The sequence below is a fragment of the Hymenobacter tibetensis genome (assembly GCF_022827545.1).
GTDB classification, from domain to species: Bacteria; Bacteroidota; Bacteroidia; order Cytophagales; family Hymenobacteraceae; genus Hymenobacter; species Hymenobacter tibetensis.
Genome location: NZ_CP094669.1, coordinates 4,255,317 through 4,280,694 on the forward strand (window position 1 = coordinate 4,255,317; position 25,378 = coordinate 4,280,694).

At 55.5% G+C, this 25,378-nt stretch carries 19 protein-coding genes; 12 read left to right on the plus strand and 7 right to left on the minus strand.

Annotation, left to right across the window (positions count from 1 at the left end; translation table 11 throughout):
- Positions 1-68: 68 nt before the first annotated feature.
- The gene (locus MTX78_RS17070; protein WP_243796819.1) at positions 69-1,199 is read left to right on the plus strand and encodes a T9SS type A sorting domain-containing protein; all 1,131 of its coding nucleotides are present in this window, start codon (positions 69-71) and stop codon (positions 1,197-1,199) included.
- Positions 1,200-1,221: 22 nt separating this feature from the next.
- On the opposite strand, the gene MTX78_RS17075 is transcribed toward MTX78_RS17070, so the two are convergent.
- On the minus strand, positions 1,222-1,707 hold the full coding sequence (locus tag MTX78_RS17075; protein ID WP_243796821.1) for a hypothetical protein: 486 nt from the start codon (positions 1,705-1,707) through the stop codon (positions 1,222-1,224).
- A 222-nt stretch (positions 1,708-1,929) separates the two neighbouring features.
- Between MTX78_RS17075 and MTX78_RS17080 the strand changes: the two genes are divergently transcribed.
- The 4 genes from MTX78_RS17080 to MTX78_RS17095 all read left to right on the plus strand — a co-directional run bounded on the left by MTX78_RS17080 (position 1,930) and on the right by MTX78_RS17095 (position 7,341).
- Positions 1,930-3,642 carry a bifunctional GNAT family N-acetyltransferase/carbon-nitrogen hydrolase family protein gene (locus MTX78_RS17080; RefSeq protein WP_243796823.1) on the plus strand — a complete coding sequence of 571 codons (1,713 nt, stop codon included), beginning with the start codon at positions 1,930-1,932 and terminating at the stop codon, positions 3,640-3,642.
- Positions 3,643-3,776: 134 nt separating this feature from the next.
- Positions 3,777-4,193: an RDD family protein gene (locus MTX78_RS17085; protein WP_243796825.1), complete on the plus strand. Its 417-nt coding sequence runs from the start codon at positions 3,777-3,779 to the stop codon at positions 4,191-4,193.
- A 162-nt stretch (positions 4,194-4,355) separates the two neighbouring features.
- Positions 4,356-5,075 (plus strand): SDR family oxidoreductase, encoded by a 720-nt coding sequence (locus MTX78_RS17090; RefSeq protein WP_243796827.1) that lies wholly within the window; start codon positions 4,356-4,358, stop codon positions 5,073-5,075.
- 286 nt (positions 5,076-5,361) lie between these two features.
- Positions 5,362-7,341 (plus strand): DUF4394 domain-containing protein, encoded by a 1,980-nt coding sequence (locus MTX78_RS17095; protein WP_243796834.1) that lies wholly within the window; start codon positions 5,362-5,364, stop codon positions 7,339-7,341.
- 140 nt (positions 7,342-7,481) lie between these two features.
- On the opposite strand, the gene MTX78_RS17100 is transcribed toward MTX78_RS17095, so the two are convergent.
- A complete protein-coding gene (locus tag MTX78_RS17100) occupies positions 7,482-8,204 on the minus strand; it encodes an RDD family protein (protein WP_243796836.1) in 723 nt (240 codons plus the stop codon).
- Between the two features lie 180 nt (positions 8,205-8,384).
- Here MTX78_RS17100 and MTX78_RS17105 point away from each other — a divergent pair, with 180 nt between their 5' ends.
- From MTX78_RS17105 to MTX78_RS17130, 6 genes are all read left to right on the plus strand, one after another.
- Positions 8,385-9,374: a stage II sporulation protein M gene (locus tag MTX78_RS17105; protein WP_243796838.1), complete on the plus strand. Its 990-nt coding sequence runs from the start codon at positions 8,385-8,387 to the stop codon at positions 9,372-9,374.
- 93 nt (positions 9,375-9,467) lie between these two features.
- On the plus strand, positions 9,468-10,385 hold the full coding sequence (locus MTX78_RS17110) for a hypothetical protein (protein ID WP_243796840.1): 918 nt from the start codon (positions 9,468-9,470) through the stop codon (positions 10,383-10,385).
- Positions 10,386-10,461: 76 nt separating this feature from the next.
- A complete protein-coding gene (locus MTX78_RS17115) occupies positions 10,462-11,226 on the plus strand; it encodes a DUF4129 domain-containing protein (RefSeq protein WP_243796847.1) in 765 nt (254 codons plus the stop codon).
- Between the two features lie 11 nt (positions 11,227-11,237).
- Positions 11,238-12,650 (plus strand): DUF4350 domain-containing protein, encoded by a 1,413-nt coding sequence (locus MTX78_RS17120; protein ID WP_243796848.1) that lies wholly within the window; start codon positions 11,238-11,240, stop codon positions 12,648-12,650.
- A 168-nt stretch (positions 12,651-12,818) separates the two neighbouring features.
- Positions 12,819-13,955 (plus strand): AAA family ATPase, encoded by a 1,137-nt coding sequence (locus MTX78_RS17125; protein WP_243796850.1) that lies wholly within the window; start codon positions 12,819-12,821, stop codon positions 13,953-13,955.
- Between the two features lie 63 nt (positions 13,956-14,018).
- Complete coding sequence (locus MTX78_RS17130; RefSeq protein ID WP_243796852.1) at positions 14,019-15,374, plus strand: DUF58 domain-containing protein; 1,356 nt, start codon at positions 14,019-14,021, stop codon at positions 15,372-15,374.
- A gap of 76 nt (positions 15,375-15,450) precedes the next feature.
- Here MTX78_RS17130 and MTX78_RS17135 read toward each other — a convergent pair whose 3' ends face one another.
- On the minus strand, positions 15,451-17,253 hold the full coding sequence (locus MTX78_RS17135; protein WP_243796853.1) for a hypothetical protein: 1,803 nt from the start codon (positions 17,251-17,253) through the stop codon (positions 15,451-15,453).
- A 308-nt stretch (positions 17,254-17,561) separates the two neighbouring features.
- Entirely contained in the window at positions 17,562-19,322 is a 1,761-nt protein-coding gene (locus MTX78_RS17140) for a T9SS type A sorting domain-containing protein (RefSeq protein WP_243796854.1), read from the minus strand.
- 613 nt (positions 19,323-19,935) lie between these two features.
- On the opposite strand from MTX78_RS17140, the gene MTX78_RS17145 reads away from it, so the two are divergent.
- Positions 19,936-21,996, plus strand: a complete 2,061-nt coding sequence (locus MTX78_RS17145) for a beta-N-acetylhexosaminidase (protein WP_243796856.1) — start codon at positions 19,936-19,938, stop codon at positions 21,994-21,996.
- Between the two features lie 68 nt (positions 21,997-22,064).
- Here MTX78_RS17145 and MTX78_RS17150 read toward each other — a convergent pair whose 3' ends face one another.
- The 3 genes from MTX78_RS17150 to MTX78_RS17160 all read right to left on the minus strand — a co-directional run bounded on the left by MTX78_RS17150 (position 22,065) and on the right by MTX78_RS17160 (position 25,228).
- Positions 22,065-23,357 carry a cation:proton antiporter gene (locus MTX78_RS17150; RefSeq protein ID WP_243796857.1) on the minus strand — a complete coding sequence of 431 codons (1,293 nt, stop codon included), beginning with the start codon at positions 23,355-23,357 and terminating at the stop codon, positions 22,065-22,067.
- A 308-nt stretch (positions 23,358-23,665) separates the two neighbouring features.
- Positions 23,666-24,637, minus strand: coding sequence for a YitT family protein (locus MTX78_RS17155; protein WP_243796858.1), 972 nt, complete (start codon positions 24,635-24,637; stop codon positions 23,666-23,668).
- A 189-nt stretch (positions 24,638-24,826) separates the two neighbouring features.
- Complete coding sequence (locus tag MTX78_RS17160) at positions 24,827-25,228, minus strand: hypothetical protein (protein ID WP_243796859.1); 402 nt, start codon at positions 25,226-25,228, stop codon at positions 24,827-24,829.
- Positions 25,229-25,378: the final 150 nt, after the last annotated feature.

Consider the following 25,378-nt stretch of genomic DNA (forward strand, 5'->3'; position numbering starts at 1 on the left):
GGTACCTAACCTACGTAGAGGTGCTATATTCGGGAGAATAAATTCCTGACTTCAATTCCACATCGTATATGCTCCACCGCTACTCTGTTCTTGGCGCTTGCGCTTTATTGCTAACGGCTGCCAGCCTGCCAACATTTGCCCAAGCACCCATCGTCATCGACCGCAACGACATGCCCAATACCGGCGACTCGTTACGCGTGAGCCAAACGCTGATACTCCGAGGCCCCGCCCTTACCCAAACCGGTGCCAACCAAACCTGGAACTATAGCAGCCTGCAACCCCTCAATCAAAGCGTATCCTACTTCTCGGGGGTCAACGCTACGCCTGGGGTGCTGCCTATCGTGTTTGGCGTGCTAGGCGGCGTGAACCGGGCTACCATTGCCAATCGGCAGCCGCTACCCAGCGTGCTGGTGCAGGCAGGGCTACCTATTAGCGAGGTGTATTCCTTTTTCAATGAATCAGCAAGCAACTACCGGCAGGTAGGCTACGGGGCCGAAATTCCGACGGTTGGGGCCATACCGGTTTTCTACCGGAGCCAGTCGTTGCAGGATGTGATATACCGTTTTCCGCTTGCCTACGAACAGCGTGACTCCAGCAATTCCGACTTCTCGGTGGATGCGCTTGGGCAGGCTTATGTGCGTCAGAAGCAAAAGCGCGTGAACAATGCCGACGGCTGGGGCACCCTTACTACGCCCTTCGGCACCTTTGCTACGCTGCGGGTTGTAAGCACGCTGCAAACCAGAGACAGTATTTCAGTACAAGGACAGCCGGGTATTGCCGTGCAGCGGCCCGAGGTCAAGCAGTATAAGTGGCTAGGCAAAGAACAGGGCATTCCGCTGCTCGAAGTCACTACGCAACTGGTGAACGGCCGAGAAGTGGTGTCGTTGGTGCAGTACCGCGACATTTACCGCCGGTTACCGATTCTCAGCAACCAAACGCAACTTCCCGAGTCCGCGGTGGCCGTGTATCCCAACCCCGTTGGGGCAAGCGAGTCATTGCGCCTGACGTTGCCCGCGGCAGGCTCTGTTTCGCTCACTGCCACTGATTTAGCGGGTCGCGTGCTGTTCAAGTACACACTGCCGCACGCTGCACGCGAAACTGTGGTACCTGCTTCTGCTTTCGGTGAGTTCCGGGGCGTGGCGCTACTGCGGGTGCAAACCGAAACTGGCGTGGCCGTCCGGCGAGTGGTACGGGAGTAAACGTGCTATCTCTATTACTGCATTACTGCTTTCCCAAGGTGGCTGACTGCTGGTAGCTGGTAATAGTCTCCGCTAGCTGCTGGCTGGTTAGCTTCAGCTCCACGCACTCGGCGCCATCGGGTAGTGCGACAAGGAAATTGTAGGTGTGGCCCAAACCAAACATCACCGACTCTTGCCCCATTGGCTTGATGGCCGACCACGGCACAAGCAGCGGCGGGTGGCGGAACGCAAACAGAAAAACCACTGAAAGCTGCAGACCCGCCGATTGGCAGCGAATGTTGAGTGACGCCCGGTAATTGCTGCTAAGACCACTGCTTCCTACGTTGCGCAACCGGCCCGACTGCATAGCAAAGCTAGTACCGGGTGCGTAGTTGTTGGCTTCATTAGAACGGTAGTAGTCGCTTAGCCGGTGCCACCCGCCCAAGGAAGTAAACCAGCAAGCACCCAACCACAGGGCAGCGAAAAACGCTGGAACAATCACGACCAATAAGTACGCGGAAGAAGGCATATGGCTTGATTGAGTGAACTGCAATCTGTAGTGGAATTCAGAACCTATTCTTATTCGTTATGGAAGGTAAGGTTCCTCGGCTGGCATGCCTAGCATACTTGACAACCACTTAACTGAGCGTTTTTGCCACCGAAGTTGTTGTAGCTCCGTAAGACAAGCGCCGTGCTCAAGAAATGGGCCGGTATCTTTGCATCTCTTCTCTGACATTCGTTTCTGATTTATATGGCCACCAATATCAGTAGTAAAGCCAGCGGCAGCCACGCTAAAAAGGTAACTCCCGACGGCAAGCACTCCGGCTCTATAGCGGAGCTTCTCACGCCTACGGCAATACCGGCTCACAAGCTAGTACTGCGGACTCTTCGCCGCTCCGACTTCAAGGCCATCAAAGGCATCATGGATCAGGTGTATTCCAATATGGAGGGCGCCTGGTCGGCCGACGAGTTCAGCGCCCTGATTCGTAAGTTTCCGGAAGGCCAGATTGGCATCGAGGACAACGGCCGGCTGGTAGCCGCGGCGTTGGCCATCATCGTGGACTACGCCAAGTTCGGCGACAAGCACACCTACGCTAAAATTACGGGCAACGGCAAGTTTGACACGCACAGCGCGGATGGCGACACCCTGTACGGAGTTGACGTATTTGTTGACCCCGAGTACCGCAGCCTGCGCCTCGGCCGGCGCCTCTACGACGCCCGCAAGGAGCTATGCGAAAACCTCAACCTGCGGGCCATGGTAGCGGGTGGCCGGATTCCGGGCTATGCGCAATATGCCAACGAGATGACGCCCGCCAAGTACGTGGAAATGGTGCGCAACAAGGAGTTGGTTGACCCCATCCTCACGTTCCAGCTCTCCAACGAGTTCTACGTCCGCAAAATCATCCGTGGGTATCTGCCCTACGACTCTGAAAGCAAGGCCTATGCTACGCTGCTGGAATGGATCAACGTGTACTACGAGGAAGAGGAGAAGCTGATTGGTAACCAGAAAAGCAACGTCCGCATTGGCATTGTGCAGTGGCAGATGCGGGCTACCCGTAGCCTAGAGGACTTGTTGCAACAGATTGAGTTCTTCGTGGATACAGTGTCGGGCTATAAGGCCGACTGTGTGATGTTCCCCGAGTTTTTCAACGCGCCCCTCATGGCCCTCACCAACGAGGACTCGCCAGCAGTGGCTATCCGGGCCATGGCGGCCTTCACGGCGCCCATCAAAGCCAAAATGATGGAGCTCGCCGTGAGCTACAACATCAACATTGTAGCGGGCTCGATGCCGGTGTACGAAGACGAAAAACTGCACAATGTGGCCTACCTCTGCCGCCGCGACGGTACCGTGGATGAGCAGTACAAGCTGCACGTCACGCCCGACGAAGCCAGCTACTGGGGTATGCGCGGCGGCGACAAGCTGAAGTGCTTCGACACCGACTTCGGCAAAATCGGTATCCTGGTTTGCTACGACGTGGAATTCCCGGAACTAGCCCGCATGCTAAGCGACGAAGGCGTGAAAATCCTGTTCGTGCCGTTCTGGACCGATACCAAGAACGCCTACCAGCGCGTGCGGATCTGTGCGCAGGCGCGGGCTATCGAAAACGAGTGTTACGTGGCCATTACCGGCTCGGTGGGTAACCTGCCGCGCGTCGAGAACATGGACATTCAATACTCGCAAAGCGCAGTGTTCAGTCCTTCCGACTTCGCATTCCCTCACGATGCCATTGTAGCCGAGGCCACACCCAATACAGAGATGACCCTCATTGCCGACCTGGATTTGGACTTGCTCAAAGACCTCAACTCCAGTGGTGCAGTACGCAACCTGCGCGACCGGCGTAAGGATCTGTACTCGCTGAGCTGGACCATCAAAAAAACGGACCGTGACGATGAGTTACTGGCGCAGGGCACCGAGGAGCGTCATCCGCGCGTAACCAAGCGCAAAGCCATTGCGGCCGGGTGAGGCTGCTTTTCAGTGCTTCATACACTAGATAGCCTGCCCACTTGGGTGGGCTATTTTTTTACTTATCAGCTGGCAGTGGTCTCATAGCTGGCTTTGTATATATTACCCGCTCTTTCCAACCTAACCATCATTATATGGACCCCATTAACCCGCGTATCTCTAGTCCCTCTGATTCATCTGTTGTTCCCGTCGGTAAAGGCACCCGCTTTATCAATGCCTTAGTCGACGGCTTTCTGATTGGCATTGCCAGCAACGCGGTTTCGTACGCGGTGCTGCGCAACATGAACCTACCCAGCCTTGGGATTCTGGTTAGCTTGGCCATTCAGTTCTTCTATTACTATATGCAAGAGAAAAACGCCGGACAAACCATCGGCAAACGCCTCACCAACACGCGGGCTGTAATGGCGGATGGGTCGCCGCTCACAGACGAGGCGGCCCGTTCCCGTAGCCTCTGGCGCCTGATTCCGTTGATTGACGCCCTCTCTTTCTTGTTCAGCGATGTTGGCTGGCACGATAAGTATTCCAACACCCGGGTTGTGTCTAACCGATAAGGGTATTGGCAATCCACCCACCGCTTTTTCATCGGCCCGCCAACTTCGGCGGGCCGATTTGTTTTGTGTAAAATTCCAACCTGGTACGGGAGCTTGCAGCTTTTTCAGTAAACTTCGGCCCCCAGCCCCCATGTCCACCTCCACACTTTTTCAATTCCCCTCATGAAACGCATTCTTATTACCGGGGCCAACCGGGGCCTGGGCCTGGAACTCACCCGCCAGTACTTGGAGCGCGGCGACACGGTATTCGCCGCCACCCGCCAACCGGACTCGGCCACCGACCTGCACCAACTGCACACCCAATACGCCGACCACCTGCACCTTATCCAGCTCGATGTAACCAATGAGGCTTCTATCGAGGCCGCGCGGCAGGTTGTGGCAGGCGCTACCGAGAGCTTGGATATCCTGATCAACAACGCCGGTATTTTCCCCGGAGCAGGACCCGAAGACCCGGCCAAGCAGAATCTGGGCGGTCTGACGGCGGCCACTGCGCTAACCTTTCTGAACGTAAACGCGGTAGGGCCGCTGCTGGTAGCGCAAGCATTTTTGGAGTTACTGAAAGCTGCCAACAAAGCGCGTATCATCAGCTTGTCGTCGGGCCAAGGCTCACTGACGTGGAAAGCTTCCGGCGAGCCGTATCACTACTCGGCCAGCAAAGCAGCCCTGAACATGTACATGCGAGCTTTGGCAGCGGAAGTGGGCACCTACGGTGTGATTTCGGTATTGGTGGATCCGGGCTGGGTGCAAACCCGCATGGGTGGCGACACCGCCGCGCTACCTCCCGCCGATTCTGCCCGTGGCATTGTCCGCCTCACCGATCAGCTGCATGCCGAAGAGAATGGCAGCTTCGTAACCTGGCAAGGCCAACCGGTGCCCTGGTAGCCTACTCTTTTGTCTGATTGCTTGTTTGTTTATAGCCGTGCTATCCAGCACGGCTATTTTTTTGGCGCATCCAGTAAAGGTCACCTACGAATCAACCTATTCTTATTCAATAGCTTGATCTTGGTTGCTGTTGTTTTTGAACGCCTTGTACAGTGTATAAGTAGAAGATTACAGATTAATTTATAATTAAAGTCCATAATGTCACAATCCATTGTTGGCTTCTCTCCGTAAGGACTACAGTTCACCTTAACAAAAATTCTATTTCATCTCTTTACTTGTTGTTGTCATGCTAGAAAACGTTACTCGCTGGACTACCGCCTGCAAAAGCGTAGCCTTTGGCGCCTTGTTGGCTGGTGCTACTGCACTGCCTGCCGCTGCTCAAACCATCTATGGCCTTGGCGGCACTGCTGGAGCTAGCACCTTGCTTTCATTTGCTGCTGCCACTCCTGGCACGTTGCTTGGCACTACCCCCATTACGGGCGTTAGCACTGGGCAGACAGTGGTAGGTCTTGATTTTCGGCCCAACACAGGGGAGTTGTTTGCCCTCGGCTATGACGCTACCGCCCAGACTGGCCGGCTTTATACCATAAACCTGACTACGGGGGTAGCTACCGGAATTGGTGCTGCCGCGGTTGCTATGCCGCTAGGCGACGCCGGAGCCCGCATCGGCTTCGACTTCAATCCCACCGTTGACCGGATTCGGGTGGTTAGCTCTACAGGAGTTAACGTACGGCTGAACCCGGTAACAGGTACAGTAGCTGTAACCGACACCAACTTAGCTTATGCTACCACCGACACAAATGCTGGTGCAGTACCTGGTGTAGGTGCAGTAGCGTACACCAATTCCTACATTGGTAGCACCTCGACCCTCCTCTACGATATCGACGAGACAGTAAGTCGCTTGCTCACGCAGAACCCGCCCAATAATGGCACCCTGAACACGGTAGGCACTCTAACTACCACCACCACCGGCACCGGCCAAAGTACCGATCTGGACATTTACTTCAACCCAACCACTGGAGCCAATACCGCATACCTATCTGCGTCAGTTGCTGGCGTAGCAGGCTTTAGTGCTACCCTTTACACTTTAGACCTTACTACAGCAGCTACTACTTCGGTAGGAGCTATTGGGGGCGGCATAGTAGATGTGCGCGACATTGCCGTGCAAATAACCCGTCCGGCTACTCTCCCGGCTATCACGGGGCAGTTGGCTTACGGACTTGCCGGCACCAATTTGCTTACATTCGATACGGCACAGCCAACGCTGATTCGCACTTCGGTAGGCATTACGGGCGTAGTTGCCAATCAAACCTTGGTGGGCATGGACGTACGGCCCGCAACCAATACGCTGGTAGCACTGGGGTACAACGCAACAGATCAAACAGCCACGATATACAATGTAAACTCGGCTACGGGTGTAGCCCAGCCCGTAAATGCCACGCCATTTGCTTTGGCGCTTGGCGCAGGTAGCATCGGCTTCGATTTCAACCCAACCGTCGACCGTATCCGGGTGGTAGGCGCCAACCGGGCCAATTTCCGTCTGAGTCCTATTGATGGCACTGTTGCCGCTACTGATGGCCAACTGACTTACGCTGCCGGCGATGCTAATGCTGCTGCCACTCCTTCTGTTGGAGCAGCAGCGTACACCAACAGTGCTACCGGTACTCCTCCTACCACAACAGAACTGTTCGTGTATGACGAGGCGCTGAATGTTCTGGCGTTGCAAAGCCCACCAAACAACGGTACGCTGAACACCAGAGGTGCTACCACCCTGACAGCCACCGTTGCCCGCGACGTAGACATGGACATCTTTACCAGCGGCACTACCAACACCGCTTACTTGGTTGCCAACTCGGCTACAAACGCTAACACCAACTTCTATACCCTTGACACCAGCACTGGGGCCGCCACGCTAGTGGCACCAGTAGGCAATGGTATTGCTATACGCGACATTGCTATAGCCGCAGCAACTGGTGTGGTTAACTCTAGCCGCAAGACGGAACTGGCTACTAGCCTGTCACTCTATCCGAACCCACTGGCTGGCGAGGCCCGGGTATCGTTTGGCCTTCCCCGCGCCGCCCGCGTGCTACTAACGGTAACAGACGCTTTGGGCCGCACAGTTGACACCGTGGATGCTGGGTTGCTGTCCGCTGGTCAGCAGTCGGTACGCTGGAGCCGCAAGAATCAGGCAGCTGGCATCTACTTCTTCCGCCTCAGCTTCGATGGCCAGCCTGCTGGCACTCGCCAAGGTGTACTCACCGAGTAGAGCAACAAGAACTATTGCTTGAGCTACGTGAAAAAGGCCGGCCCATATGGGGCTGGCCTTTTTGTTGTTATAAAACTCACTCAGACGCTCTGGAAAACGCTGTTACCGTCAGGTTTTCCTTCGGCGCCTAGGTTGGAACACTAGCTTTGGCTGGCAGCCAAGTGGGCGTGGTCGCGGAGGATGGTGCCCAAGAACGCTTCGTCGGACAGCTCGGTTTGGATGCCAGTGAGGGCCTTCACTTTGTTGGCTACGTCATGGAGGAGCATATAATTTCCGTGCTCTAGGCTCTTAGCTAGCAGTTGTCGAATGGTAGCCACGTCGTGGTCGGCGAGTTGAATGGCTTGAGGAAACACCACCATATAGTCTTCGTGGGTGAAAGTGGGTGCCAGCGCCCCAGCGCTTTGCCGCGGCCGAGTGCTCACGACCGACGTACCCGCCGCCAGGTCGCCGAGGCGCTGCCCGCGGCCGTTTGCCAAAATTACGACGATGGCTATTACGCCACTCATGAAACCGGTATCGACGATGCGTAGCACCCACCGTAGCAGGTAGTCGCCGAGGCTGGGTTGGGTACCGTCGAGCCGAATTACCTTGATGTTTCGGGCTTTCTTGCCCAGGCTCTGCCCGTTAAAGAACACTTCAGACGCCAGATGATAGAAAATAAAAGGCAGTCCCACCAATACCACCCCCACTACCATAGCGGCCTCGCCTTTCAGATCCAGGAACGACAGGAGCAGCAGCGCGGCCCCTATCCAGGCAACCAGAATCAGGTTGTCGATGATGGCGGCCAGCATCCGCTCGCCAACGCTGGCTACCTCGTATTCCAGCGAAACGTTTTGGGTGGTTTGAATGCGAATCGTACTCATATCAGCAAGGCCCGATAGCGTCGGAATTAATAGATGAAAGTATGGAGCGGAGTCGGGAAAAATAACAATCTTCGCCAGCCTGACCAGTCTGCAAATTAGCGGCAAACCGGTGATTATTACATAGCGAGTTCTTTAGCGCAAATTTCGCCGTCCGTCCACTATTCAACAATCTATAATTCTATGCGTGAAGCAGTATTTCTGCGGCTAAACGAAGCACGCTGGAAGCAGTACGAAACAACTGCCGCAACGGGCCCGGAAGAGTTGGCCGCGCGGTTTGTTACCCTCACCGACGACCTGGCCTACGCTCAGACCTTTTATCCTGGTTCGCCCACTACGCGCTACCTCAACGACCTAGCGGCCAAACAGCACCAGGCTATCTACAAAAACAAAACCCAGCAGACCGGTCGTTTCAAGCAATTTTGGGCGCAGGAGCTGCCGCTGCTGGTAGCTCGCCACCACGTTCCGTTGGTGTGGGCCTTGTTGTTCTTCACGGTGTTCACGTTGGTAGGTGCCCTATCTGCTGCCTACGACGACTCGTTTGTGCGGGTGGTCCTCGGAGATGCCTACGTCAACAAAACATTGGAGAACATCGAGAAGGGCGACCCGATGGCCATATACAAGGGCACCAGCGAAACACCCATGTTCTTACTGATTACCATCAACAACATCTACGTTTCGTTGATGGCGTATGCGCTGGGCGCCACGTTTGGACTGGGCACCGTGTGGGCGCTGTTTCGCAACGGCATAATGCTAGGCTCGTTTCAGTACTTCTTTTTCCAGAAGGGCGTACTGCTGCCCTCTTTGCTTACCATCTGGATTCATGGCACGCTAGAGATATCCGCCATCGTGTTGGCAGGCGGGGCAGGCTTTGTTATGGCGCGCGGCCTGTTGTTTCCGGGCACCTACTCCCGCACTGCGGCTTTCCGCCAAGCCGCCCGCGACGGGTTGAAACTGGCTATCGGGCTGGTACCCATCTTTATGGTAGCAGGTTTTCTGGAAGGATTCGTGACGCGGCACACCGAAATGCCCATGGCGCTAAGCTTGAGTATTATCGGTGCTTCGGCTGCTTTCATTGTCTGGTATTTTATTCTGTATCCGCGCCATCTCACGCGTCGCTTGGCACTGGCATCAGAGGCAAGCGCACCCGAGGGGCTTATTTTCAGCAAATAGGAAAAGCCGGCATATCAGCTGCTTTTTGTGTATTTTCTCTCCCTATACTTTCTGGTTGCGGAGGCCACGCTATCAAACACTTTCACTTGTATCATGCAATCAAGATTTACCAAGGAAGCTGACTTTCGACAGGAGCGGGACTTTGGAGCTAAAATGTCTGCCTCGTTTGAGTTCATAGGTGCCCACTGGCGACCATTGGGCCGCTGCCTGCTCTACTTTGTGGTGCCGGTAGCGCTGGTTATGGGCTTGCTGTTAGGCATAGCACAAAATGATAACATGCGTCTCCTTGGTCGGAGCGACGTTCCGCCCGCCGAGCAATTGAGCGAGATTGGCTCCTTTGGGCCCACCTATTGGTTGGCCCTGCTGGTGATGCTTATTTCTTACGCCTCTCTGGCAGCTACTGTATACGGTTACGTCCGCGCACGAATGGATACACCTCCCGACCAAGAGGTTACCCCCCAGCAAGTTGGCGAACAGTTGCGTCTGCTTGTGCCGCGGTTAACCCTTTCGGGGTTAGCAGTGGTTCTCGTTGTTATTGTAGGCATGGTGCTGTTGCTAGTGCCAGGCATTTACCTTTCGGTAGCACTGAGCATGGTATGGGCTATCCAGGTGTTCGAAAACCAAGGCATTGGGAGCAGCTTCAGCCGTAATATCAACTTGGTGCGCGGCAAGTGGTGGTCGACGCTGGGCCTATCTTTCGTGATGTCAATCGTGATTGGGTTGATCGGCTTGGTGCTGCAAATACCCCAGTACATCATCATGGCCGGGAAGGTATTGCATTGGGAGTGGCTGGGATCAGAGGTACTGACGGTAGCCGTAACGGTAGTTGCCTCGGTGGGCCAAATGATATTGTACACGCCGTTGCTGGTAGCCCTCATGTTTCAATACTTCAACTTAGTGGAGCGCAAGGAAGGCGTAGGCATGCGCCACCTCGTGGATAGCCTCGGTAGCGGCGCCCCTCCTATGGCCTACAACAACACCTACCGCCCCGACGACGACGGAGAGTACTAGCCTGCCTGGCAGCTTTCATAGTGGTAGCTTCCGGGCTGCACTACTCTTGACTATCCTTTCAACTTCTTCTGTGTTTTTGCTTCACTTCTTCGTCCGGCGGCTGCTTCCATTTGCCTTTGGGGTGCTGCTAGCGGCGCAGCCCATGCAGGCGCAGCCAGCGCGCAACGCGGCGGCCCAGCCTCGGGCTCTCCCCTCCGACCAAGCTACTACCATCCAGTTTCGGCCGCCGGCGCCCGAGCGGTTACGTGCGTTTCGGGAACAGCGCGAGTTTCGGTACGTGACCGTGAAAAGCGAGATGAGTGCCTGGGACCTGCTGTGGCAACGGTTCTGGCGGTGGGTGGCCGAATTGCTGGAAACGCAATCAGGGCAGTTTCTTTGGAAATACGGCATTTATGCGGCCTTACTTGCCGCTTTCGTGTTTGTCGTGCTGAAGCTGATGCAAGTGGATATTACGCGTGCGTTTGGCCGTGCACCGGCGCGGGCACCGCTTTCTTATGATGCGCAATCCGAGGATATTCATGCCCTCGATTTCGATACATTGCTGCGCGATGCCGAAACAACCGGCAACTACCGCTTGGCCGTGCGGCTCGGCTACTTGGAAGTGCTCAAGCAACTCACCGACCGGGGCCTCATCCGGTGGCAACCCGACAAAACCAACCACGACTATTTATTTGAATTACCGCCTGGGGCGTTGCCGGAAGCTTTCCGAGAGCTGACCCGGCAGTTCGATTACGTGTGGTACGGGGAGCACGACGACCTGACGCCAGACCATTATGCGCAGGCCCGCACCACCCGGCTGGCCTTCCAGCAGCTGCTTGTCGCCTCCCGCCGCGCTGCTTAGCCCCTGCCTCTATGACAACTTTTCGCTGGTATTTGCTGGGGTTGGCGCTGCTCTTTGGCGCGTACGTGGCCGTGGAATACTACCGCCCCAAAGCCCTCGACTGGACCCCAACCTTCCAAAACAAAGACAAAATTCCGTACGGGGCCTACGTGCTCTACGATGTGCTACCCGACATTATGGGCGTCGATAAAGCCCAGGTGCGAACCATCCGCGTTCCAGTCTACAATCAGATTGAGGTTGAGGGCCAAGAACCAATGGAAGACTACTCGGAAGCCCGAGACGAACCCTCTCCGGGGGACACTACATCCAGCGCTACCGAAGATTCTGTAGCAACAGATGCGTCGGAGCCACCTGCCACCGCACCCAACAACGACGCCACCAACAGCTCAAACGAGGAAGATGATTATGAGGCGGGCCTTGCAGAAGCAGGCTATCCTAAAGCCACCTATGTTTTTGTGGATGATGAGTTCAAAATAAGTGCTTCCGACTGCCGGGCGTTGCTACGCCATGTGGCCCGGGGCAACGATGCCTTTATTGCTGCCGAGCAATTCGACCGGCACTTTGCCGACACGCTGGGGTTTCGCACATCGGCCTTCACAGGCCGACGCAAGCGCCAGCTAAAAACCACTGACGCTGCGCTTCTGGATTCGGTGCAGTTGCAGCTAAGCAATACCAAGCTAGCCAACGCAGCGGGGAAAGGCTTTCGGCTGCCGGCATTGGGCGCCGCTTTCCGCCTGTTACCTGATAGTGCCCTGCCTGCCACTCAGCTAGCTTCTGACACCGCCGGACGTGCCGTATTGGTGCGTGTTCCGCACGGACGGGGGCATATCTTCCTTTGCACCGTACCGTTGGCTTTCACCAATTATTTCGTGTTGCAGCCCCGCACCGGCAACTTTGCCTTTGCTGCCCTCTCTTACTTGCCAGCGGGCCGCACCGTATGGTGGGACGAGTACCAGAAGCAAGGCCGCCAGGGCGAACAGTCGTTGCTGCGCGTGCTGCTCGCGCACGACGCGCTCCGCTGGGCCCTGTATTTAGCACTGCTGGGCGCGGTGCTGTTCGTGGCGTTTGAGGCCCGCCGCCGGCAGCGGGTCATTCCTATCCTGAAACCACTTCCTAACACCACGTTGCTTTTCACTCGCACCATAGCCGGCCTGTACCGGCAAGGCAACAACCACACGGCTATAGCAGAAAAGAAAATTCAGCTGTTTCTGGAGCATTTACGCACGCGCTTCTACGAACCGGGCCTCGACCTCAACGACGAAGCCGCCCGGGAGCGGCTGGCGCAAAAAACTGGTATTCCTCGCACTGATGTTGACGCACTTGTTCGGCGCATCAACTTTCTGCTCACCGCTCCACAAGTATCCGATGCTGATTTGCTGGGCCTCAACAAAGCACTAAACGACTTTCGCAAAGCCGCTGCATAAGAATTGCACTATCACTTAAAATTGAATTATACCATTTTATAACTATTCCTATAAACACTTTATTCATGCTTTATGACCTATTATGAGCGTTAATTAGAGAAATTAAATGAAATTATTACCACTGCATTTTCAACTTGAAAGCTTGTATCAGGTTTCTGATTTTTAAACATGGATAACACTCTTGACGCCACGGAGAATACTCCGACGCCCAACCCGCCTACTCCTCTTGCATCTGTGAGCGTACCAGAAACAAGTACTCCTGACCTAGCTTCCACTTCGTCGGGGCCGGAGCCTGAAGAAGCAGCAAGTCCAGACCCGACGGCTTCCTCGGCTACCACGGCCTTTGCTGCTCGCACTGATCTTAGCACTCTAAGCCGCCACGCCGAAGCCATTCGACAGGAGATGAGCAAGGTGATTGTGGGACAGCAGGCGCTGGCAGAGTTGCTGCTAACAGCTATTCTAGCCGACGGCCACGTACTGCTGGAAGGCGTGCCAGGCGTGGCCAAAACACTCACGGCCAAATTGCTGGCTCGTACGCTGGATGTGCCCTTCAGCCGCTTGCAGTTCACCCCCGACCTGATGCCTTCCGACGTGCTCGGCACCTCGATATTTCGGCCCAACAAAGCGGATTTTGAATTTCGCCCCGGTCCTATCTTCGCCAGCATTGTGCTGATCGACGAAATCAACCGCGCTCCAGCGAAAACACAGTCGGCTCTCTTCGAGGTGATGGAAGAACGGCAGGTGACGCAGGATGGCACTCGCTACACCGTTCCCGACCCTTTTGTGGTGTTGGCTACCCAAAACCCCATCGAACAGGAAGGTACCTACCGCCTGCCCGAAGCCCAGCTCGACCGGTTCTTGTTTAAGCTGAACGTGGGCTACCCTACGGTGGAAGAAGAGGTAAGCATTCTGCAGGGCCACCACGCCGGTTTCGGGGGTATGCCTCTCGAGTCGGTGCGCGCCGTGCTGACGGCTGACACCCTGCGCACCTTACGGGAGCAGGTACGGCGGCAGCACGTTGAGCCGAAATTGCTGGAATACATTGCCCGGCTGGTGGGACAAACCCGCGCCCACAAGGGGTTGTACTTGGGAGCTTCTCCTCGCGCTTCTTTGGCGCTGCTCAACGGCGCCAAAGCCCTGGCCGCCTTGCGTGGCCGCGACTTCGTGACGCCTGAGGATGTACAGTATCTGGCTGCGCCGGTGCTACGCCACCGCATTCAGCTCACGCCGGAGCGCGAAATGGAAGGAAGCACGGCCGACGACATTGTGAAGCAGATATTACAGCAGATTGAGGTGCCACGCTAGATGATGGGCAAGGCCAGCACGGTGCTCGACCAGACCGCGGCAGTGCCAGCAGCAACCAGTTAAATGAAATCCTTCTTCCTCACGCGCCGCTTCTTTCTCGTACTCACCGCCCTCATAGTTGGGTTGGTAGTAGCCTTTTTCCTGCCGGGCTGGCTGCCTTTGGTGCAGTTGGTGCTTGGGCTGCTGGTCGTCTTGACGCTATTTGACGTGGGGCTGTTGTATGCCCCGGCCCGCGGCCAGGCAGGCCATGTGTTCGGACGGCGCGTGCTGGGCGACAAGCTTGCCAACGGCTCCGACAACGATGTGGCCATCTACCTGGAAAACCAGTATCGTTTTCCAATCCACACCGAGACTATCGATGAAATCCCGCACCAGTTTCAGCGGCGCGACGTGTTGTTCACTGCCACCGTGAAGCCAGGCGAAACCACCGTTATCCGCTACCAACTGCGCCCCGTGAAACGCGGTGAATACGAGTTTGGCGCGGTGAATGTATACGTAGCGTCGCCGCTAAGCTTGGTTCGGCGGCGCTTCCGGTTCGACGACAGCCGAGTGGTGCCCGTGTACCCATCGTTTCTGCAGATGCGACAATATGAGCTCCTGGCTATCAGCAACCGCCTGACGGAGGTAGGCATAAAACGAATCCGTCGGGTGGGGCAAAGCATGGAGTTCGAGCAGATTCGCCCATACGTAGCCGGCGACGACCCGCGCAACATCAACTGGAAAGCCACGGCCCGGCGCGCTACCACCGGCTACGCAGCCGAAGCGTTGGTTGTCAATCATTATCAGGACGAGCGTGCCCAGCAAGTGTACTGCCTGATCGACAAAGGCCGGGTGATGCGCATGCCCTTCAACGGCCTCAGTTTGCTGGATTATGCCATTAATGCCACGTTGGTGGTAAGCAATATTGCCATTCTTAAGCACGACAAAGCGGGCTTGGTTACGTTCTCCCACCAGGCTGGCACCCTGCTACCCGCCGACCGACGGGGTGGGCACATGGGCAAGTTGTTAGAGGTGCTTTACCGCCAACGCACCAAGTACCTGGAAACCGATTATGAGCGGCTCTACATCACAGTCAAAACCAACATCCGGCAGCGCAGCCTGCTTATTCTGTTCACCAACTTTGAAACGCTAAGCGGGATGCAGCGCCAGCTGCCCTACCTGCGCCGCCTCGCCAAGGACCACCTACTGTTGGTGGTGTTTTTTGAAAACACTGAACTGCGCACTTTCCTAGACGCCCCCGCCGACACCACGCAAGACGTTTACAACCAAACCATCGCCGAAAAATTCGCCCAAGAAAAGCGTCAGATTGTGCGGGAACTCAACCAGTACGGTATTCATTCGCTGCTGACAGCCCCACACAACCTGACAGTTGACACCATCAATAAATACCTAGAATTCAAGGCACGAGGTTTGATTTAGGCGCTCTTTGCGGCGTTCGATACCCTCGCTCCCTCTTCTAGACTAGGGTTAAACCGCCTGGGAGATACTCCGGCAGCTACTCATCAAACGCCTCTAGCTTGGCGTTATCGAGGAGCAGATTCGCGGCGGTGCCGTAGTAAAGGAAGGTGATGGAGATGTTGTCGAAATCCTCTTTGGGCGTGTGTACATCGAAGTGCAGCGTTCTGGGCCAGCCTGGCTCCAAAGCCCGCTGGAAGCGTACGGTTCGAGCCCTGAGAATATCGTCGCCACGGCGAAACCGGATTACATACTGTGTCATTCGGTTCAGGTCCCACTCTTTATCAGCAGCGCGCACATCGGCATAAGCCCGCAGCCACTCGAACTGCCCGGGCCGCGCCGGAATCACCCATTCTTGACTACGGGAGTGGGTGGAATCTAGAGCCAACGAGCAGTTTCCTTGCAAAGCAGGTGTGCCGCAAATACCCGGCGCGGGCGCCTCGAAATCCTGCTGCCAAAGCACTCGGGCGTTGCGGGCAGTGCCAGTAAACTCCGCGTTGCTGTCAAGCAACAGAGTGGTTTCAGGTGGCACCTCGTAGCGAAACAGAATGCGCCACAGATACGTGCGGGTCATTTCGCCGGCCGCAAGCAGGCCGGTGCCGCCCGGCATGGCCATCTGCGTGAGCCAGTAGCCGTAGGCACATCCCAGCACAGCCACTACACTATACGCAGCAGCCCACCGAGGGCGGCTCTGCAGCCAGCGCAAAGCCGCCGCCATTGGCCAAGCTAGTACGGCATAGCTTTCAATCATTGCCCTGATGCCAAGGCCGCCCCCATACGTCCACTCATCCCAGGCAAACGTGACGTAGGTGAAGAGCACCGTGAAAACCAGCATGGCCCAGAAGGCCTCCGGCTGCTGCCGGCGTAGCGGCCTGAATCCGACGAGGGCTGTTAAGAGCAAGGGTGAGTACATCAACCATCCGCTACGGAAGCTGAAGATACCGTCCCAGAGGTGAGGTTTAAACCAGCTAAATCCTTGCTCTTGATAGCTATACACCACCCAGTCGCCGCTGACATAGTGCCAATACAGTGGCTGGATACTTAGTACGGCAGCTCCCACCAAGGCAGCCAGCAAAAGCAGGCGGCTGTGGGCCTTCCAAAACACCAACCGTTCGCGCACCGCTGCCCGGTTGGTCAGGCCCCAAAGCAACGGAATAAGTAGAGCCAGAATTTCCGTGGGCCGGGTTAGAGTCATTAGGCCAATAATGGCCCCGATGCTCACGGCCCGCGCCACGGTAGGGCGGGTGTAAAACGCAGGCGTAAGCAGCAACACTCCTGCGTACCAGGTAAACAACCAACAATGCGTCATGCCGCCATGGCCAGCCCCGCTATAGACCGTGTAGTTGGTACCCAACACTATAAACAGCAAGGTGAGGGCTGTTGGCCACTCCCCAAACCGCGGCAGCAAGGCCCGGCGCACCAGCCACAACCCCAGCACCGATACCAGCAAACTACCCAGCTTAATAGCTACTTGGTACGGCTGAGAAAACCCATCGGCTGGATAGCCGAGCGGTTTGGCCAAGGTGTGCGCCGCCAAAAAGAACGGCAATTCCTGGACAGCTAGGCCGGCCGGGTATTTCATCACGAAGTTGCCACTACCGGGGTGCCGAAATGCCTGGTAAAAGTCCGGCGTGGGGGCATAGTCCTTGAGCAGTTGGTCGCGGAAGTTTAGCTCCCGCAGGTCATGATGCACGAATATGGAAGGCAGGTAGAGGTAGTAGCCCGACGCGTCCCAATTGAGAACCGGTGACGTCCGCCCAACTTGGGGTGGGTAATACCACCAGGCTATGGCTACTAGCAGTACGGTGCAAAACCATCCGGCTATTCGGGAAGGAGAACTCATAAACACAAGAAATCAGATAGGCTGTTGCCAGAACCAGAAGCAGATAAACGGCAATTTGCGTGAAAGGTAAGCGCCACACCATCCATCAGCAACCTATCGGTAGGCGCTGTGCCGCTTTGCGCCTGTTCGTAGCCAGCCCGTATACTACCGGCGTATCGAACCCCACAACGCATAGCTAACGTGTAGGCGTTAGGCCCATCCTTGTTTGTGGGGTGCGTGCAGCTTGTACGCACACTGCCCGCTGCAAAGCCCCAGTGGTGGGTTTAGCAGCGGGCAGTGTGCAACGAAGGCGTTTTCCGACAGAAAATCTACTCAATCACTACGGCCTGTCCATAGCGTTTTCCTGCCCAAAGAACTTCCAACTGGTAGCGCCCTGCTGATAAGGTGCTGAGCGGAACACGCAGCGTTGTAGCACTATTGGCAACTTGCGCGGGCGAGTACGTTTCAGTGAACTGTAGCCGGCCCATCGAATCATAGAGTTTGACTGCCACCGGCGCACGGCCAGTCGTGCCGTTGTTTGCAAGAGTGAGGTTCAACGCTTCGCGAGTCGGATTCGGATAGAAACTGCACCACGCGGCCATAGCTGGCTGGCTGTTGCTGGCTACAACGCTGCCTTCGTGTGCTCCAATGGTACGACCAGCTCCGCGAGCAGGCGTAGGCGTACCGAAGAAGTCGCGGGGCCCCGGATGCACCCCAAATTCGGCCATCAAGTCCAGCCCGGAACTCAATAAGGTGGAGTTTGTTTGCAACTGATAGGAGTTGAGCGAAGTGAGCGGACGCCCAGCAAGCGTGCCTCCAGCACCAGGCTGTAACAACCCCGGGTCAGCTACTACCCCGGTAGCGCGCGTGCCAACCTGCTCTTGCCCAGTAGCTGTACGCCACGTTTCCAACGAATGGTAGTCTGCGCCGCACTGAAACAATAACGGAGAGCCGCTACTCCAATAGGCATTGCCTTGAAACACCACGCCTTGCGTGGCAACATTGTACACTAGCGCCAGCCCCCCACTGGTTTGTAGCAGGTTGTTTCGGAACACAATACCACTGATACCGTCGCTGGTGATGTCAATGGCTTTGGGCCGCGAACCATCGGCCGGGGGGCTCAGAAATATAGTGTTATTATGGATGTTAGCCCGCTGAATTCCGCCACTGGAGCCCGAAGACCAGAGTTGGACGGCCCCATGATTGTAGCGCCGACCGTCGTTCTCGCTGATGTTATAGCGAATTGTTACATCGGTCAGAGGAGGCGCGCCGACATACTGTGCTAGCAAGTAACCGGGGCCCTCGTTGTCGTGGGAGTAATTGTATTGCAGGATGGAGTTGGTACAGCCCCCATCTAGGTCGAAGCCGCCACCGTCTTTCGAAGTTCCTGACTGGTTATGGTGCGACTCACAGTATTGAATGACTAGTTGGTTGCAGTTATAGCCCCAGATGCCAACAGGTCCGCCACCGGGGTTGGCGTTCAGCCAGCCGTTGTGGTACGCCTCACAATGCTCGATTAAGGCTCCGTCAATACCGCCCAGCACAATACCATTGCCGGTATGGATATCCGTTATGTCGGTCCGTCCGGAATTATCGAAGGTCTTGCAGTTACCCACGTACCAATCGTGGTGAGCAGCCAAGTCTTCCGAGTAAGAGGATATACCAGCCTCGCCATTGGCTGAGCTCACGCAATTGGTAATGCGCACCTGATTATAGCCACTACCACCCTTCCAACTGCCAATAGAAATACCCGACTCACGGTAACCATGTACCTGTACACCATCTAGCACAACGTGCGTCAGGTGAACGTTGGCCGAATCCAGATAAAAAACTACACCCGAGTTAGTGTTGGTAAGCCGGCCAGCTCCTTCAAATGTCAGGTTGCGTAGTTCTATACCTCCTGCATTGTGGGCGTAAAAGCCATATGACGTACCGCTGTTGATAAAAGCTCTACTCGTACCGTACGACCCAAACACAACGGGTTGTGTGGCAGTACCTTGAGTGGCACTCCGCACCGATATGCTACCTAAGAACGTACTTCCACCTTCGAAAAGAACAATATCACCTGCTGAGAAAACAGAGCTATTCACCTTGTTGATGCTACGCCACGCTGTAGTAACTGAACCTCCAGAATTAAGATCGTTTCCTGAAGAACTTACGTAGTAAGTGCTACCACGAGAAGAAAACGGCAACGTTGACATCAGAAGCAAGAATAGTATTCGTAGGCGCATTAAGTGATTCTTTAGATTCGCACCGCAATATCACTTTTTTGCTTTTATTATAATAATATGATAAAAACTCAAGCTTCATCTATCGACAACAGCTTGTATTTGATTGTTTATGCATCAAAAGGGCAGAAGACAATTATATATCTTGGTATTGGCACACGCAAGTATAATTTATAATTATTTTGTTATAACGGAAGGAATTAGCCAGTGAAACGAGTTTGATAACGGCAACCTTAACTACTCTTACCACTCGACCAGTTTCCGATAATAATCGATGAATGAAATAGCACTACTTACTACGTTGTACCCTATACTCTACACATACTATAATTCAATTTCCGTCATTTTCTTTCAACTACCGAAGTCTTCCCGCTATCCTCTGCACGAGTCCTGGCGGCGTACTCGGCACGAATGATGCAGAGTTCAACTCATGACACGGCCACAGCCGTATCTTTCGCTACTAGTTGCTGTTGCTATGCCTATACGCTTTCGTCTTTTAGTTGCCTTAGGGCTACTCTTACTGGTTGTAGCGCCGTTAACTGCGCAGACTGTTCCAGCTACTCGTAACCTTTTACCACTACCCAGCTCGGTACGGTGGGGCTCAAGTAGTTTAGGCTGGAAAACGTACCTGCGTCCTCAGTTAGAAGGCCCTATCGACCCTAAGACGGCCGCGGCTGTTACACGTACGCTATTCCGCCTCCACCGTGACGGCACCACCTGGCCAGTGGGCGCCAGCGTACTGCCCTTCCAGATTCGTTATGGTAAGGTGGGGCTACCTGAGGCGTTCGATGATGAGCGGTATACCCTGCGTATTACGCCCAATGGCGTACTGCTCGATGCGCCCACTAGTTTAGGTGTGCTCCGCGGACTGGCAACCCTCGAACAGCTGCCACAGACGGACGGCCGCCACACGTCCCTGCCGGAGGTAGATATTCAAGACCAGCCACGGTTTCCGTGGCGAGGATTATTGATTGATGCAGCCCGGCACTTTATGCCGGTGCCGCTCATCAAGCGCAATTTGGATGCTATGGCGGCCGTGAAGCTAAACGTGTTGCACTGGCACCTCGCCGACGACCAAGGCTTCCGCGTGGAAAGCAAGGCTCTGCCTAATCTGCATCAAATAAGTGGGCAGCATTACACCCAGCGCCAAGTGCGCGAAATATTGGCTTATGCGGCCGCCCGTGGCATTCGGGTGTTGCCCGAATTCGATGTACCCGGCCATACTATTGCCTGGATAGCCGCCTACCCCCAACTCTCTTCCAACGACTCGACCTATACGGTTTACCAGAGCTGGCGTCTTGCCAATGTAGCCCTCGACCCCAGCAAGGAAACCACTTATGCCTTGCTCGACAGTCTTTTCAAGGAAATGACGACCCTGTTCCCTGATCCTTATTTTCATATTGGAGGCGACGAAAACGATGGGCGGCAATGGCGGCGGAGCCCGCGCATCATGCAGTTTGCCAAAGCAAACAACATGATGAAAGCCGACGGCAAAACGCTCGACAAACACCTGTTGCAAACGTATTTCAACCGTCGAGTGCTCGCCATCGTCAGCAAGTACAACAAGAAGATGGTGGGCTGGGACGAGATACTAGGGCCAGGGTTACCGCAAACAGCTATAATTCAAAGCTGGCGCGGCAAAAAGGGGCTTGTAGAAGCTGTTCAGGCAGGTCACCCCACGTTGCTTTCCAGCGGCTACTACCTGGACCTCAACTATTCTGCGGCCACTCACTACACCAACGACCCGTTGCCCGCCGATACCCCCCTGACGCTTGAGCAGCAAAAGCTAGTGCTGGGTGGCGAGGCAACTATGTGGTCGGAGTTTGCTGATAGCCTGATTATGGATTCACGCATTTGGCCACGCGCCGCCGCCGTAGCCGAGCGGCTATGGTCGCCGGCGGCAGTTACCCAGAACGTGCCGGATATGTACCGTCGCTTGGCAGTGGTAGCCACGCAGCTAGAAGGATTTGGCTTACAGCATCGTAAAGTACCAGCGCAGCTGTTGAAGCAACTGGCCGGCTCCGCTGACGTGGCACCGCTACGCACCTTAGCGGAAGTAATTGAACCCGTGAAGGAATATAAACGCCATTTTCAGGGGTTCACGTATACTCCACAAACCCCTCTGAACCGCCTAGTAGACGCCGCCCCAGCTGAGTCCAACCGGGCCCGGGAGTTTGGTGTAGCTGTTGATTCCTTGTTGACTCGCCGACCTACGACAAGCAAGGAACCAGCTAAAGCCGCTTTGTCTGCCGTCCGCAACCAGCTGACGCTTTGGCAAGCCAACGACCCCAAACTACAGCCCCTACTCGCGGCCTCTCCCAGCTTAACCGAGTACGCTCCGCTTTCTACCCAACTGCGCCTCCTGGCCACGCTCGGTTTGGACCGTTTGCAGCAGATGGAACGCGGCCAAGCTCCTACTCCCACCTGGCTGGCGGCAGCGCAAAAGCAATTAGACGCTGCCAAAGCCCCAGCAGGACAGGCAGAACTAGCCATATTACCTGCCATGCGCAAGCTGCTTCAGCAAAGCGTGTTGTAGGTAGCTTCCCGAGACGCACAGCCCGCCTTGGTAGGCAACCTCTACCGGGTAGTTTGCTCTTAGCTTGCTTATTCCTGGCTGCTATCGGCGTCCTCCCCTTCGGTTTCCATGCTTAGTTCAGCGGCGGTCTTGCGTCCGTGCCGACGGTCCAGCCAATCCATAACCGGGGTGGCCAGTATCCCGTGCAGCCCAATAGAAAGCAGCATTGTGAACCCTAAAATCGACCATAGCTCCCGAGCCTGCTTGAACTCGGTTTTTTCCAGGGCATAGGCGAGGTAGAACACCGATCCAATTCCCCGGATACCAAAAAAGGAAATGACGCTACGCTCTGCCCAGTTCACTCGCTTCGAGCCCAGCAAGGTGAGCATGCCACCCAAAGGGCGCAATACGAGCACCAGAAGGAGGCCAACGGCTGCCCCTGACCAGGTGAGTGACGCTAAAAGGCCAGTGGCAACAGCGCCTCCAAACAACATCAGCACTATCACAATCAGCAGCCGTTCCAGCTGGTCGGTGAAGGCGTGCATTTGCTTGTGATACTCGTGCTTACGCTCATGGCCACGCAAGGTCACGGCGGCCACAAACACGGCCAGAAACCCGTAGCCATGCAGCAGTTCAGTGAACCCATAGGTAGTGAGGGTGACAGCCAGCGCCACAAACCCATATGCGCTGGCTTTGATGCTCACTCGCTTCGGCAGGTTGAAAATCAGGTAAGCCAGCAGCCTTCCTGATAGCCAGCCCAGTAGCACTCCGGCCGCCGTGCGGTACAACACATCAACCCCCAGCCAATGCACCACACGCTCTGATAGGGGCTCGGCGGTGGGCAACAAGGTAAGGGCCAGATATACGAACGGAAACGCAAGCCCATCATTCAGGCCGGCTTCACCCGTTAGCGCAAACCGGACGTTGTCTTCCCGCCCCTCACCAGGGTCACCTACCTGCACGTCGCCAGCCAGTACGGGGTCAGTTGGCGCGAGTACGGCAGCTAGTAGCAAGGCCGACGCCGGAACCAGGCCGGCTATAGCCCAGCCTGCTGCCGTTAGCCCACCGATGGTAAGCACCATCAGCACCAGTACGAGCAGCAACGGCGTGCGCCAGGCGCGCAAGGAGAATGGCCGGTCAATCTTCAATCCAGTACCCGTCAAGGCCACAATCACGCATAACTCCGACAGATGCGTCACCAGTTTGGGATGCTCCATGGGGTCGGCGTTGGGCAGATCCAGCGGCAACATGTATACCCCCATTCCTAGCGCAATGTAGAAAATGGGGTATGAGAGTGGGTATTTCTCCAGCAAAGACGGCAGCCAAGCTACCCCCAGAATAGCGACGCCGACCAGCATCAGCGCAATATTATAGAATGACATAGGCAGAAAATTTAAATGCCTCACACCCCAGCTCAAGCCGAAGCATTCACCTGCTTTGTTGCAGGTTGGCGAGATGAGAGGCGCATCTGTTTCGCTGGCCTGCATGATGTGCAGCAGCAAAACGCAGCAGCAACTGCGAGGGCACAGCAGGAATGCGAGTATCCGGCAGGGGAAGTGCGCGACCTTTCACGAACGGGCCTACCGTTCGGGTTTGCGCACGCACAGAGCACGCCCGTTTACTGCCGTATACAGAGAAATAGGCTCGTTTAGGACGAGCAATTGCGGATAATTGTGAGTTGAAGTGCCAGCTAGTGCAACGGGCGCTTTTTCACCATGCCACCTTTTGTTTCCCGCACGCTATGCATCACCACGAAAGCCTGACTATCAATCTTATCAATCTCCGCCTTCAATTGGCTTACTTCCAAACGGGTGGTCACGGTGAAGATGATGTCGATGGTTTGCCGCTGGTGCCCGTGCGAACCGTAGCCGCGTTTGCCGGCATAAATGGTAGCTCCCCGTCCTAGTTTTTCGGTGAGCATTTCCCGGATTTGTTCGCTACGCGACGATACAATGGTGACGCCCGTGTATTCCTCAATTCCCTCAATGATGAAGTCGATTGTTTTGGCCGCCGACAGGTAAGCCAGAATAGAATACAGCGCCGTTTCGACGGAAAGCAGCAACGCTGCCACACCAAAAATGAGCAGGTTTATCAACAGGATAACATCCCCTACTGAAATGGCTGTTTTCCGGCTCAGGTACACAGCCAAAATTTCGGAGCCATCCAGCACCGCTCCGCCCCGCATGGTGAGGCCAATGCCCGCCCCCAGGAAGAAGCCGCCAAACACGGCAATCAGAAGCTTGTCTTGGGTGAGGGTAGGAAAGGAAACGACCAACAGCACCAGAGCCAGCCCCAGGGTGGCCCCCAGCGTTTTGATAGCTACCCCCCGCCCTAACTGGTAATACCCCAGTATGATGAAGGGGATGTTGATGACCACAATCAGGACCGACAACGATACATCGGTAAGCTGGTTGACGAGCAGGGAAATGCCCGTTACGCCCCCATCAATGAAATCATTGGGTAGCAGAAACCCTTTCAAGCCCAGAGAAGCCGACAGAATACCTAGCCCAATCAGAGCCGCCTGAATTAGCTGTTGCTTCAGGTCCCAGCCTGGCTGTGGTTCTTGCGGGGTGGTATCAATGATTGGCAATTCGGGTGAGGCAGTGGCTAGCTTTCGCTTTCTGTCTCGGAAACGTTGAGAAATAAGTTGTTGAATAGGCATGAAGATGCTGGTTTTCTGCACCGCTTCGTTGGGACGAGATGCTGGCCTGCCGAAACAAGCCACTAGCAAACTACCCGTACTTGGCAAGTCGCAGCTAAGGTGATTATCAGGAGAAATGAAACCGTACCCCTCCCGGCCTCAAGTCGGAATAGTGGGTGCGCAATGCGGACAATCTTGGTCCTACACCCCCTAAGGAGCGTTGGGCGACAAAGCCGCCAGCAAAAGCCGCAGCCGAAATACGTTCGGCACTGCTGAAGGCCGAACGGGCAAAACCAAGCGCACCACAATAAATCTATTCAGCAAGCAGCCCGTAACGGCCGCCAACAGAGCTGGCCCGAGCAGTAGCCAACTATTTCCTTCTGAACCGGAAGAAACTACGGCTTCGTGGCTGATTGTAGCTTGCTCCAACAAAACGGCTACCGGCGCTGGCTGCGGGTTTCCTTGGCTAGCCTGCATGGTCGTTTTGGTGGGCAGCACGGGAATAGCCGCAATGGGCTGTGCTGCTGCCACCGCCCATATCAAGCACCCCACCACCATAGCCCAAGCCAAGCGCCAATAGGGCAGCAGAAGCATGGCAACGGGACGTGGCATAAGCGGCAAGGCAGTAGGTGTTAGCAACTCATAATACGCAACTATTTTCAATTCAGCCGATAAAAAGCCGAATGAAACTCAAGTATACTCGTTCAAAGGTAGTAGTTGTTGCGTGGCAAGTAGGTGCTCCGGGTATGCTCTAAGCAGTGG